The sequence below is a fragment of the Vescimonas coprocola genome (genome assembly GCF_018408575.1).
In the GTDB taxonomy this organism is placed as follows: Bacteria; Bacillota; Clostridia; order Oscillospirales; family Oscillospiraceae; genus Vescimonas; species Vescimonas coprocola.
Window position 1 is genome coordinate 1,114,902 of the sequence record NZ_AP023418.1, and the last position, 13,257, is coordinate 1,128,158.

General features: G+C 58.8%; 13 protein-coding genes. All 13 read left to right on the forward strand.

Annotated features, from left to right (window positions below; all coding sequences use genetic code 11):
- Positions 1-19 precede the first annotated feature (19 nt).
- On the forward strand, positions 20-970 hold the full coding sequence (locus tag KJS28_RS05490; RefSeq protein WP_213542070.1) for a hypothetical protein: 951 nt from the start codon (positions 20-22) through the stop codon (positions 968-970).
- Between the two features lie 2 nt (positions 971-972).
- Positions 973-1,197 carry a TrbC/VirB2 family protein gene (locus tag KJS28_RS05495; RefSeq protein ID WP_213542071.1) on the forward strand — a complete coding sequence of 75 codons (225 nt, stop codon included), beginning with the start codon at positions 973-975 and terminating at the stop codon, positions 1,195-1,197.
- A 104-nt stretch (positions 1,198-1,301) separates the two neighbouring features.
- Entirely contained in the window at positions 1,302-1,898 is a 597-nt protein-coding gene (locus tag KJS28_RS05500; RefSeq protein WP_213542072.1) for a TraC-like domain-containing protein, read from the forward strand.
- The gene (locus KJS28_RS05505) at positions 1,895-3,799 is read left to right on the forward strand and encodes a VirB4 family type IV secretion system protein (RefSeq protein WP_213542073.1); all 1,905 of its coding nucleotides are present in this window, start codon (positions 1,895-1,897) and stop codon (positions 3,797-3,799) included. Before KJS28_RS05500 ends, KJS28_RS05505 begins: the two co-directional genes overlap by 4 nt.
- A complete protein-coding gene (locus KJS28_RS05510; RefSeq protein ID WP_213542074.1) occupies positions 3,799-4,401 on the forward strand; it encodes a hypothetical protein in 603 nt (200 codons plus the stop codon). Before KJS28_RS05505 ends, KJS28_RS05510 begins: the two co-directional genes overlap by 1 nt.
- Positions 4,402-4,425: 24 nt before the next feature.
- Positions 4,426-6,384: a pLS20_p028 family conjugation system transmembrane protein gene (locus KJS28_RS05515; protein WP_407701756.1), complete on the forward strand. Its 1,959-nt coding sequence runs from the start codon at positions 4,426-4,428 to the stop codon at positions 6,382-6,384.
- Positions 6,374-6,670 carry a DUF5592 family protein gene (locus KJS28_RS05520; protein WP_213542076.1) on the forward strand — a complete coding sequence of 99 codons (297 nt, stop codon included), beginning with the start codon at positions 6,374-6,376 and terminating at the stop codon, positions 6,668-6,670. The genes KJS28_RS05515 and KJS28_RS05520 overlap by 11 nt, the downstream gene beginning before the upstream one ends.
- A complete protein-coding gene (locus KJS28_RS05525) occupies positions 6,663-7,472 on the forward strand; it encodes a hypothetical protein (RefSeq protein ID WP_213542077.1) in 810 nt (269 codons plus the stop codon). The genes KJS28_RS05520 and KJS28_RS05525 overlap by 8 nt, the downstream gene beginning before the upstream one ends.
- Positions 7,469-8,185: a hypothetical protein gene (locus KJS28_RS05530; protein ID WP_213542078.1), complete on the forward strand. Its 717-nt coding sequence runs from the start codon at positions 7,469-7,471 to the stop codon at positions 8,183-8,185. Before KJS28_RS05525 ends, KJS28_RS05530 begins: the two co-directional genes overlap by 4 nt.
- 1 nt (position 8,186) lies before the next feature.
- The gene (locus tag KJS28_RS05535) at positions 8,187-9,590 is read left to right on the forward strand and encodes a type IV secretory system conjugative DNA transfer family protein (protein ID WP_213542079.1); all 1,404 of its coding nucleotides are present in this window, start codon (positions 8,187-8,189) and stop codon (positions 9,588-9,590) included.
- A 73-nt stretch (positions 9,591-9,663) separates the two neighbouring features.
- Positions 9,664-9,819: a hypothetical protein gene (locus tag KJS28_RS05540; protein WP_213542080.1), complete on the forward strand. Its 156-nt coding sequence runs from the start codon at positions 9,664-9,666 to the stop codon at positions 9,817-9,819.
- Positions 9,803-12,127, forward strand: a complete 2,325-nt coding sequence (locus KJS28_RS05545; protein WP_213542081.1) for a zincin-like metallopeptidase domain-containing protein — start codon at positions 9,803-9,805, stop codon at positions 12,125-12,127. Before KJS28_RS05540 ends, KJS28_RS05545 begins: the two co-directional genes overlap by 17 nt.
- A gap of 86 nt (positions 12,128-12,213) precedes the next feature.
- Positions 12,214-12,969 (forward strand): helix-turn-helix domain-containing protein, encoded by a 756-nt coding sequence (locus KJS28_RS05550; RefSeq protein WP_213542082.1) that lies wholly within the window; start codon positions 12,214-12,216, stop codon positions 12,967-12,969.
- The last annotated feature ends 288 nt before the right edge of the window (positions 12,970-13,257 follow it).

Here is a 13,257-nt window from a genome sequence, read left to right on the forward strand (position 1 = left end):
ATCGAAGGAGGGAATCCCATTGAAAGTGAAAGAGCTTCTGCTGACTGGCTTGCTGGTGCTGCTGTGCGCCATGCCCAATGTGGCCATGGCGGCAGACACCACGGTGACACGCAGCTATCCCTTTGAGTCGGCCACGCAGGAAAACCCCCACTACACCGTCCCGGAGACGGTGGAGGAGGGCGGCAAGACCTATACCCTGACAAGCGTCGAGTATGAGATGAAGGCGCATCGGGAGCCGGTGACGGTGGTACGCACCATCGTCACCGGAGATCCCGGCGACTACCCGAAGCAAATCACCGAGACGGTAGACGGCACCAGCCGCACCCTGACGGCGCAGACCCCCACATGGGCCACCGGCGAGAGCCGGACGGTGATGCAGGAATACGCATCGGAGTCGGAGGTGCCGCAGAGCCTGACGGTGGACGGCGTCCGCCTGCCGCTGGCATCGGTGACAGCCGGTACAAAGACGGAGGCATTTTCCGCTCCGGCTGTGTTTCAGACCTCCAATCCCGCCAGCAGGCTGTATGCCATTGGTGATACTGTGGTCACAGTAGGCGACGCCCCCCTATGGGACGGCTGGCAGGCCGTGATGACGGCGTACCTGGGCCTGAGCGGCAGCAGCTACACACTGACGGGCGGCAGCTGGGACGGCGATTTCCAGCAGGAGGGTGATAACTATACCCGCATGGCCATCTATACCGGCACACGCCAGACCCCGGTCTGGACGGCCACCTATCAGACGGAACCGGAGTACACGGCGGAAATCACCTACACGGACAGTCAGTACCCGGACGGCCTGTACGAAATGGAGGCCGTTGCCACCTACACCATTCAGGATACTGGAAGTGCGCTGGAGACCATCTTGAAGGTGGGCGCTGGGGTACTGGTGGTGGCGCTGGCCGCTGCGGCCCTGATCTTTATGCTGCGGAAGAAGAACAACAAGAAAACGGACGAAGAAAGTGAGGTTTAATTATGGATGGTTTGGTTGCAGGACTGTATGAGATCGTACCGGCACTTCAGAAGGTGGCGGCAGCGCTGACGATCCTTGCACTGGTGGTGCTGGGCATCGGCGTCATCACCGGAGGCGCCGAAGGACGGTCAAAGTTTAAGGAGGTCATGAAGAACATCGTCATCGGCTGCGCTTTGGTCTTTGGCGCATCTTCACTGGGCAATATGCTTATGGAGTGGTTTTCCTGACAGCGTGGCAGGAGGCGGGGCTGCGGCCCTGCCTCCTGTCTCCTTTACCTTCGGGCACTCGGTGCCCGAAGGTAGGCTCACTGAAAAATTGCGGAGGTGTAAGTATGAAGAAAAAAGAGAAAAATGCCGTCATAAAGACATGCCTGGACATACTCCCCGTGCGGAGCTGGGAGCCGTCTGTGGGCGCATTCCTGCTGGCAGACAGCTCATATCTGGATCTTCTCCGGCTCGTCCCCAGAGACCTCCAGAACATTGCGGAGGATGAGCTGGAGCTGGAGATCTATCAGTTTACCAAGGTGCTGAAAACCGTAGGCTGCGATCTGAAATTCCTGAGCATGAGGTTTCCGCTTTCGCTGGAGCGACAGAAGGCAGTGCTGCTGCACCACGCACGGCAGGCCGGAGACGAGACCCGCATCCGCTGGCTGGAGCGGCAGATCCGTGAGCTGGAGGTGGCCGAGACCAATATCAGCTCCCAGCATTTCTATCTTGCCTATTGGGGCAAGGATGCGGATACGCTCCGCAAGAACCATGACATGATCCGAAAATACGCCGCCACCGGCTACCAGCCGCTGGTGGAGGAGATAGACGCCAGGCAAAAGGCCAAAGTGCTGGAGAAGCTGGCCAACATGAACACCATCATCGATATCTACCCGGACGGGGACGATGACTCCGCACCGGGCTTTATGGAGGAGGAAGGATGAGCAAGAAAACGGCCAAAGCTCAGGCCGTGGACGCACGGCTCTTTCAGCAGATCCAGCCACACGGCGGGATCACCTTTGCAGATCCGTCCTATACCCGTATGGGAGACGGCTACTGCCGCTGCCTGCATATCTACGGCCTGCCCAACACACTGGACAGGCACTGGCTGACGAGGATCTTCACCGTCAGCGGCTGCATCTGTTCCTTCGATGTGGCCACGGAGGACATGGCCGCCGTGAAGCGCAGCATCAACCGCTCCATCGGTGAGGAGGGCGCCAGAGCCTACGACGCCAAGGACTACAACGCACTCTATGACGCCCAGAAGCGGCAGGCGGAGCTGCAGCAGCTCTATGACGAGCTGGAACGCATGGGCGAGGTGATGAAGATCTGCGACTTCCGGATCTTCCTGCAGGCCCAGATGCTGGCGGAGCTGGAGGAAAAGACGAAGGAGCTGCAGGACAATCTGGACGCCTCCGGCTATAAGAACACCGTCCTGTTGGGGGAACAGAAAACGGAATGGCAGTCTCTTTACGAGCCGTTCGCCGTCACACACGCCAAGCCCGTGACCATGAAGGGCCTGTCCCTTACGGCCCGGCAGCTGGCGGAGGGATATCCTTTTGATTACAGTGACCTGCTGGATGAGCAGGGAGCGCTGCTGGGCTTTACGGACATGGGCGGTGCCGTGGTATTCGATCTCTTTTCCAAAACGGTCAAGAGGAAGCACTATAACGCCGCCGTCTGCGGCGATATGGGCAGCGGCAAGTCTACGCTGCTGAAGAAGCTATTCAAGCAGAACGCCAGCATCGGGAATTATATCCGCTGCTTTGACGTGTCCGGAGAGTTTTCCGCCCTTACGCTGGAGTTCGGCGGCAAGATCATCCGCTGCTCCGGCTCAGATGGGATGCTGAACCCGCTGGAGATCCTGCGCTCCGGTGAGGACGACTACGCCTCCTATGCCAGGCATATCTCCAAGCTGCAGGCGTTCTTCCGCTGCATCAATCCGTCCATGTCAGACCAGCTCCTGCAGGAGCTGGCCAACTACCTGCGGGAGTTTTACGCAGGCTTTGATCTGGTACCCGCAGACGGCAGCTCCGTCACAGGCCGGGCCGCAACGGACTACCCCACCCTCTCTCAGTTCCGGGAGTTTTTACAGGGCTACATCACCTTTGTGGCGCAGCAGGACAAGGCAGCCGAGACGGAGGTGGAGACGGCCATCCATGTGGAGCAGGCCCGGAACCTGCAGATCCTGCTGGGTGCCGTGGAGAATCTCTGCAGCAACTATGGCAGGCTCTTTGACGGACACACCACCATATCCGACATCACCGGTGAGAAGATCGTCACCTTTGACATCTCCACCATCAAGGAGCTGGGCAATGTGTTTACGGCCCAGATGCAGAATCTGGTGTCCCTGTGCTGGGACAACGCCATTGCCGTGGGCGGCCCTGAGAAGGAGAAATGGGAGAGCGGCGCATACGCTATCGAGGACATCACAAAGTTCCTGATCCTCATCGACGAGAGCCACCGCTGGGTGAATACCTCCATGCCCCTGATCCTGGACATGGTGACCCGGTATCTGCGGGAGGCCCGGAAGTATTTTGCCGGGATCGTGCTGGCCTCCCAGAGCGTCCGGGACTATATGCCGGAGGGCGACTTTTCCGGTGCGGATAATATCCGCATCCTCTTTGAGCTGTGCCAGTACAAATTCATGTTCAAGCAGGACAGCAGCGCCAAGGAGCATATCCGCAGGATCTTCGGAGAGGGCATGACCTTCTCGCAGGTGGAGAGCATCCCCTTTCTGGAGCAGGGCGAAAATGTTCTCTCCATTGCCGGAGCCGGAGCGCTGCAATTCCGTGTCTGGCTCAGCAGAGACTACGAGGCGACGCTCTTTTCAGGAGGCCGGTAATGCGGAAATGGAAACTGTGGCTGCTGCTGGGCAGCAGCAGCTTTCTGGTGTTTTTCCTGCTGCTGGTCGCCACGGCGGCAGGCAGCTTTGCCGACGACGTGACGGCAGCTTTCGGTGGCCGTCAGGCGTCCGCATCGGAGAGCCGCACCCCCATCAAAGCCACCTATGTGGGTGTGGATGATACCGACACGGACTTTTCAGGCTGTGTCATCCCGGAGACCCGGCGCTGGAGCAATCAGCACGGAGCTTTTGAAAACGGCTATGCCGGGTACTGTGAGCTGTGGTGTAAGGTCGTGTACACCTACGCCGGTCTCCCCTACGAGGGCTTCTGCTGCGCTTACAGCCACGGCGCAGCCATGGCCAACCGGGACGGCCCTATCCCCAAGGGCGCCCTGATCTTCTCCGGTGTCATCCCCGGCACCGGGAAGGTATACGAAAACGACCACCGTTCCGGCGCCTTCTGCGCCTCCTGCGGTCACTATGCCGGTCATGTCGCCATCTATGTAGGCGACGGCTATGTGGCAGGCAGTCAGGTGCCGTACCTGCAATCCATCGACGTGTGGATCAGCATCTACGGCTACGGCGGCTGGTCTAAAAGATAAAAGGAGGATCGAACCGTGAAGAAGATGGTGATATACCTGCTGCTGGCGCTTTTGTGTCTGCTGCCATGCACGACGGCTCTGGCAGCGGAGACCGGCAGCGAAAACAACACCACGACCCCCACTGCGGACGATCCCTATCACAAGGGAGAGTCCGACGACAATTCCGACGCCGACGACCTCCAGTGGTACCGGGACAATGCCGCCCTGCTGGAGAATAATAACATCGTTGGAAACGCACTGCGCAGCGTCAGCTGGAGCATCACCGGCCTTGTCTGCAAGGTGGCAAACGTCGCAGAAACGCTGTATACCAAGACCTTCGGCCTGATTGACATCACCAATTACCCGCAGATCAATGATCTGCTGGATACCCTGCGGCCCGTGCTGCTGGCCCTGACCGTCCTCTGCTGCGCCGGGCTGGGCATCATGCTGCTGGTACAGCACGAGAAGCGCCCGCCCCTTCTGAGGAATATCCTGCTGGGCATCGTGGCCGTCAGCGCCTCTGCATGGCTATTCTCCACCGCCAACGATCTGGTGATCGCCTTCCGGGACGGCATCCTGGGCGGCGAGGAGGTGAACCAATCCTATGAGCTGGTGGAAAGTAACCTTATTGACCTGATCCGCATCGACAAGCGGGGTGATATCAACGCCCTGAACTACAAGGCGGGACAGGGCGTCATCTACGGTGTCGGGATCGCCAGTCAGGACGATATGGACAGCATCGACCTCTGCGAGACGCTGGATTGGCACACGGCCAAAAACGGCAAGAACCTGTACGGCTGGTCTACAGCGTTTAATAACCGGGTAAAGTACCGTCTGGCCCACACGGCAGACGGCGATGTGGCCCGGAAAAACTATGATGGCCTCACCAGTGCCAACATCGGCAATCAGTTTTTCTACCGCTATTCCTTCGATTTCTGGAGCTGCCTGCTGCAGCTGCTGTCCCTATCACTGCTGTTTTTGGCGCTGTGCTATAAAAATGTGCGCATCGCCTATGAGCTGGTGGTGTCCCGACTTCTGGCCTTCCTCTTTGCCGCCGATATCGGAGGCGGCGAAAAGCTGAAGAACACGCTGCTCTTTGTCCGTGACACTTATCTTACCATGTGCGTGTGCGTCCTCAGCGTAAAGCTCTATGAGATCATGGTAGGCCTCGTCACCTCCTTCGGCATCACCGGCATTGGAAAGGGCATCGTCTGCCTGCTCATCGCCTACGCCGTCATAGACGGCCCGAATCTGGTGGAGCGTATCCTTGGCATGGATGCAGGGCTTTCCTCCTCTGTGGGCCGGGCCATGGCCCTCTTTGGAGCCGGTAAGGCCGCAGGCCGTACCGCTGCCAGACTGGGCGGCAAGGCGGTGCGTGGCGTGAAGAACACCGCCATGGCAGCGGCCACCGGCACCACCCTCCGCCAGCGTCAGTCCAAAGGCTCCACCGGCGAGCAGTTCGGCAAGGGCATCCACCAGCGCTTCCACCGTGAGGACGAGGATACCCGACAGCAAGAGCAGCCGTCCCGGCAGCAGGAGCAGCAGGAGCAGACCCGATCTGCCCGGCCGAAGGCGACAGAGCCGCCCGCTGCCGGGGCCGAAGCTGCCGCAGCGACGGAGGCGGCCCCGGCAAAGCCGCAGCCCTTCCCCACGGACTTCATGGATGCAGGGACAGCGGGGACATCTGGCGGCTCCAACTTCGGGAACTCAGTTCCCGAAGTTAAAAAACGAGTATCGAATCCGGCCTTCTCGGAGGCCGTGAAGCGCCTGACGCCCGGCCCGAAGTCGTCCGCCGAGGAACGCAAGGATTTTAACCGTCAGGTGACGGCCATTGTGCGTGGCCGGAAGCACCGGGCCATCCAGCCGCCTGTGGGCGCAGATCTCTATCAGGTGAAAAACTACGAGAAGGCGCTGGAGCTGGAGAAGGCGTATCATGCCTACAACGGCCCCAAGCCGGATCGGAAACCGAAAAACGGAAAGGAGGACAAGCGGCATGGCAGATAATGTCACCACGCAAATCGAGTCCAAAACCAGAGTATCCCGGCATATCAACCTCAGCAGCCTCTATTTTATCGTAGGCTACCTGATGTTTGCCTATATGCTCAAGGACTTTATTTACAGCCTGTTTTTTGTACCCTACATGATCTTCTCCCTGTGCTGCGCCGTCTATCTGGTGCTGCCCTCCCGCTATAACAAGGGCCGGGCCAACTGGGAATCCATTGTGGTGCTGCTGCGGGCAGACCGGGCCGTATACCGGCCCTATGCGGAGCAGGAGGTGGACGATGCTTGATTCCATGCGGCAGAAGCTGCAAAAACGGCCACGGGGTGTCCGTGGCCTGCAGATCTTCTGCATCATCTTCCTGCTGGGCAATCTGCTTTTCTTTTCAACCGGTATTTTTATGCCGAAGCATTACAAGGATGTAGAGATCGCACCCATCGGCACAGAGCTGGAGCTGGGCGAATATACCCTGACTATCACCTCCTGGGATTGGGCGGAGAAGGACAGGGCCTTCGAGATCATCTTCGAGGTGAAGGATCTGTCTCTAAATCGAGAGCCGGGATATACCTTCCGTTTCCGCTGCGGCGACAGCCACTACCTCTATAAGATTTACCGGGATCTGGGCGACCTGCTGGTGGTGCGGGTCTCCGGTGTCTCCAGCCGCTTTGCGCAGGTGGCCATGACCGTCAAGGCAGGCAGCGCCAGCAGATCCATCTACATGGACGACCGCACCATGGCCCATGTGGAGCGGCTGGAGGAGCGCTCCGACGCAGCGTACCGCATCCACGCCGTGGAGGGTAAGGCTGCCGGTCACCGTCTGGCCTTACAGCAACTGGAGCAGCAGACGGAGGAGAAGAACGCAGACCTCCGCCTGGCCTATGAAAAGCTGGAGGCCCTGCAAGCCTCCAAGGCCGATAAGACGCCCCAGCAGCAGGAGGAGATAGACGCCAACCTCCGCACCATGGCGGAAAAGCAAGGACGGCTACAAAATGAGCTGGAGGACATGATGCTGCGCAAGCAGGCCCTTCAGGCGCAGCTGGAGCAGGAGGAGCAGCTGCTGGCCCGGATGCAGGAAGGCGGTGACGGCGCATGATCCTCTGTGTGGGCGATTCGGTCAAGCTGGGACATCTGAGAGAGGCGCTGGAGCAGCGTCTGCATCAGGAGGTCACCTTTCTCCCAGCAGCGCCGGATATCCGCAGGCAGGAAAACGACATCCTGCTGGCGGCCCAGGGCACCGATGCCATCATCTATGATACCGACGCCTATTATAACGACGGCGAGGAATTGATAGGCGTCATCAAGCGGATCTGGCGCACCAACCATGCAGCGCCCATCCTGCTGGTGCCTACCGACAACCCGAAAAATGAGATCGTCAAGGCAGCGCTGGCCGTGCAGATCAAAAATATCATCAATGTGGCCCTGTCGCCGGGAGAGCAGAAAGACCAGCTGGAGAAGATCCTCACCGGCTACTACGCAGCCAACGGAGACCGGGAGGACATCCGTGCGGCTGAGGACGAGGTGGCGGAGGATACCCGGACGCTTACCTCCTTTGTAGGGCAGCTGTATGACGCCAAGCAGCGGGAGGAGGAGCGGGAACACACGGTCATCGTCCGAAAGAAGGGAACGCCACAGGTGCTGCTGGAGGCGCTGGGTACCGTCATCCGTGTGCTGTTTGGCGCCGTCTCCATTGCGCTGATGGCCATAGCCATGCTGGCCCTGCTCTATGACAACACACGGGAGCTGCTGCTGCAAAATCTGCAGCAGCTCTGGCAGGAGATATGCAGTATGCTGGGAATAGGAGGTTAGCATGGATTTTTTTGAAAACATAGATGCCCTGCTCTGGCGGCTGGCGGCTATTCTGGCGCTGGTGCTGGTGGCGACGCTTGTGGTGCGGCTGCTGCTGCGTGACCGTGGCCGCAGCGACCGGCAGCAGAAGCTGCGGGTACAGCAGACACTGAAGGGCAGCGGGCTGGCGGCAGATAAGGCGCCCAATGGCTTTACCTTCGGACTGCTGGGCGGGAAGAAGGTCTATCTGCCCTGTGACGGTGAGGGACACATCGCCATCTTCGGCGGCAGCGGGCAAGGGAAAACCTCTGCCCTGCTGATCCCATCGCTCCGGGTCTGGCAAGGCCCCTTCTTCTGCATCGACATCTCCGGGGACATCTCAAAAAATGTCCCCGGAGAGAAGAAGGTCCTCCTTGCGCCGGACGATCCAGAGCATTCCGTCATCTACAATGTCTTTGATGAGATAGACCGTGCGTCCGATCCGGACGAACGGCGGGCGCTGCTGGAGCAGCTCACTTTCTCTATTCTGCCCTTGCCGCCGAAGGCAACCAGTGCCGAGCGCTACTTCACGGAGACGGCCCGGAAGATCCTGCTGGCATCTCTGGTGGCGTTTTACGACAAGGGCCTTGATTTCTGCGAAATTATGAAGGTGGTCTTTACCAACGGCCCCATGGAGCTGTTTCAGCTGATCGCCGCACAGAAAAACCAGCGGGCTGTGGGCTATATCCAGACGCTGGCGCAGGAGAATGAAAAGAACATCGCCGGGGCCAAGTCCACACTGGATGAAAACATCAAGCTCTTTGCCGATTACAGCAAGGTAGAGCGTGTTCTGCGCCGCCCATCCAGTGCAGACGAGCCGTATCTGGCCCCCTCTGATCTGGAGTCGTCCCACATCTTTCTGGTGGTGCCGGACAAAAAGCAGGAGTTTTACAGTCTGTTTTGCAACATCGTGGTAACGCAGATGCTGGACTACATCGGCCAGCGGCCCTATGACCGCAGCCGGGACAAGCGGATCCTGCTGGCGCTGGATGAGTTCGCCAGCCTGCGGCATCTGGAGATCCTCGGCCCCATGCGGAAGTTCCGCAAAAACGGTGCCAACATCTGCATCCTCACCCAGTCTCTGGCGGACATTGATCTGGAATACAGCCGGGACGAGCGGAAGGTGATCCTGGACAACTGCACCTATACCGTGGTGCTCTCCGGCAACGATCCGGAGACCAGGACATACTTCTCCGACCTGGTTGGAAAAGAGGATCACCGGAAGATCAGCACCACCACAGGCAGCAGGACGGACAGCACCTCCACCAGCCTGCAGGAGGGCTACGCCATCCATCCCAACACATGGAAAAGTCTGGGGGAACAGTTGGTGGTCATACACCGCACCGGCTACCTGAAACTCAGAAAGAATTTCTATTTCAAGGGGTAACAATTTCATACCCATCCACCAAGAGACGGCTCCTGCCGTCTCTTTTTTATTTGACATGGAAAGGAGTATCCCTATGAGCAACGAAAAGAAGAAATGGAGCATCCTGGACGGCATCGAGCTGTCCGATCCGGAGGAAATGGAGGAGCTGGAGGCGCTGGGTGCGCTGATAGACGGCCCCAGCTACACGCTGGACGGGAAGGAGGTGACGAGCAATGGCAGCAGTGAATAAGGTGCGTGAGGAGCTGGCACAGGCGTTCCTGGCTGCGCTGAAGGAGGAGCAGCTCCCGTGGCGGGCCTGCTGGGCGCAGGGGCGTCCCTACAACGCCGCTACCGGCAGACGCTATAAGGGCATCAACACGCTGCGGCTCTCTATGCTTGCCGATGAGCGGGGCTACAAGGATCCCCGCTGGTGTACCTTCCAGCAGGCCAAAGATAAGGGCTGGAAGATCCGCAAGGGAGAACACGCCACCAAGGTCGAATACTGGGCCATGTACGACATGGAGCGGAAAAGATGGATGAACTGGAACGAGGTGGAGCGCTTGAAACGGGATGATCCCGATGCAGCCGACAAGCTCCAGCTTCGCAGCCGTACCGCTCTCGTCTTTAACGCCGCTCAGATGGAAGGTGTCCCGCCTCTGCCCCAGCGCCCCCGGACAGACATTGGTCAACTCCGCCAGCAGCGGGACACCCTGCTGGAGAATATGCAGCTGGCCTATCGGGAGGAAGGCACCCGTGCCTACTACTCCCCCTCAGCCGATATGGTGACGCTGCCTCCGGAGGCCAGCTTCGACGATCCGTACAGCTACATCTCCACCTTCCTTCATGAGTGCGGCCACGCCACCGGCCATCCTGACCGGCTGAACCGCCACATCGAGAATCATTTCGGCAGTGAGGACTACGCACGGGAGGAGCTGCGGGCAGAAATCGCCAGCGCCTTCGTTTCGCAGGAACTGGGACTGGAGATGTCCCAAAAGGCTCTGAACGAACATTTCGACCTGCACAAAGCCTATATCCAAAGCTGGATCAAGGTGCTGGAGAAGGATCCGCAGGAGCTGTTCGCCGCCATCAAGGACGCCAGCGGCATTGCCAACTACCTGATGGAAAAGGGCGAGTTCCAGCAGGAACGGAACGTCACCGAAGAAAAGCGGCAGATCCGGCACATTGAGGCGGAGAACATCGATCAGGAAAAATTCGATTTCTACGCCAAAGATCCCGTAGACCTCCGCTTTGTTGGCTGCACCTTCCGCAATGTCACCGTCTCGGAAAGCGAGGCAAGGCTTTCGCAGTTCAAAGACTGCAAATTCTACGGCTGCGATACACGGAATGTGCAGGACAGATCCGTCTTTACCCATGCAGCCTTCTTCCCCGCTGATACCACCGTCCGGCAGCCGAAGCGCCGGGAGAGCAAGTACATTCCCGCCGACATGATCGAGCTGGCCCGCAGCCAGGATGTGTTTGACATCCTCCAGCGCACCGGGGAGCCGCTGTTCCAGAAGGACGGACAGTGGCGCTCTGTGGAGCATGACAGTCTGGTAGTAACGCCCGGCAAGGGCTACTACTGGTTTTCACGGGCGGAGGGCAGCAAAAGCCCCATCGACTACTTCGTCAATGTCCATGGCATGGGCTTTCAGGAGGCTGTACGGACGGTGCTGGAGGCCATCCATAGGGACGTCACCTACACGCCCCCGGTATGGCTGCCGCCTGCAGAGCATGAGGAGTTTCGCCCTCTGCCACGGGCCAAGACGAATCTGGACGCCTATAACTATCTTGTTCAGGAGCGGGGGCTGGATCAGGAACTGGTAGACGGGCTTATGCGGCAGGGCCGGATCTACCAGAGCGGCAAATACAAAAACGTTGTATTCGTCGGCACGGACTTTGACGGCGTAGTGGCCAGCAACTTCGCCCGCAGCTGCGATCCCACGCAGCAGGTACAGCGCTTCGACGTCCGAGGCTCCCAGAAGGAGTACCGCTTTCGCATGGAGAACCCTGACTGCCCCCGCTGCAATGTCTTTGAGAGTGAGATTGACCTGCTGTCCTATCTCTCCATGCGTCCGGCAGACCAGCGCACGGAGAACTATATTGCATTGGGCGGTGTATCGCCCCGTGCGCTGCTGGCCTTCCTCCAGTACCGACCGGACGTCAGCCAGATCAATCTCTGCACCGATGGCGACCGGGCCGGTGAGCAGTGTGCCGAAAGCATCCGCACTCTGCTGGAAGGCCAGTATGAGATATCCCGTGAGGCGGCGCCCATCGGAAAGGACTGGAACGAGTCGCTGGTACGCATCCGGGAGCTGCAGGAGAGCTGGGAGCATGAGACCAACGACCCGGAGACGGAGACGTGGCGGGACGATCTGACCTCACAGGAGGCACAAATCGTAGCAGCCTGGGACGACGGCTTTGACCACGGTCTGGCCCGCATGGTCACCCTCTCCCGCACACAGGACGACCCCGGCCTAAGGAGCGCCATGGCCAAGCTTGACCCCGTAGAACAGGTGCGCTCCCCTTTCGCCCGAAAGGCTGAGGACTGGACTTACTAATCCGCTCTATCCAATCGGTAAATAAACAAAACAGCAGCGGCAGCCGAACGGCTGCCGCTGCTCATCTTCAGAAGGAGATTTCCCCTATGAGAAAGCGTAGAAGCTATTTCAAGGTACCCAACGCCCTCATCTTTGACACCACCCTCAGCTTTGCCACCCGGAGAGTGGGCATGATCTTCTTTGCTTACTGCAACGCCCTGGGCGGTTGCCGCAAAAGCTATGAGGCCATTGCCGCCCTGGCAGGCTGCAGTGTGGCCACCGCTGTCAAGGCCGTCTGGGAGCTGTCCGAGGCGGGATATCTTACTGTCAAGCACACCAAGTACCATAGCGGCAAGCTGGGACGCACCGTGTACGGCAAGAACACCTACACCGTCGATCTGGCCCTGCTGAAGAAGGGCTATACCATCCTGGATCGTGCCGTGCTGGAACAGGAGCTGACCGATTCTGCCCTTATCGTGCTGTGCGCCATCATTGTCTGCGCCGGGAACAGCTCCCGTGCGTTCCCCAGCATCTCTGCGCTGCAAAAGAAAACCGGCGCAGCACGCTCCACCGTCTGCGCCGGTCTGCGGCTGCTCAAGGCCCTTAAAACCCTGCTGGTGCAGCTCTGCATCAAGAAGAACCAGGAGCATAGTCGCAATTCCTATCACATCTGCGGCGTCGCAGAGGGCAATTATGCAGCGGCTTCTTGTGACCAGCATATCGCAGCTTCGGATGCGTGTCAAGCCCCGATCGAGGGCTTTTCTCTGATGGGGGTAGTCCGATTTTTAGCAAATAAGGTTAAGACTCAGATAACGGGAGTATTAAATTACCTGTTGAAAGAAAGATCCTACCGTCTAACGTAAGACTTACAAGAGAAGAACAGCAAACGAAAAATCAAAAAAATCATTTCTCACACAACCGCCCCCGGCGCAGACTTTCGATCTTAGGCCAGCTCCAGCAGCAGGGGGACCTGTGTGTAAACTCCGTCAGGAGTTTTCCACGGGGGGATAACTGCTGCGGTCGTTACGGCGCTGGCAGCCTGATGCAGCAGCCAAAGCGTCTGCAAAAGTAGACTTTTTGAGACACACACTCGCACCGTCTGGCTTACGTCCGTAAAATACCCGCCGCAACTTTACGGATATGTCCGAAAA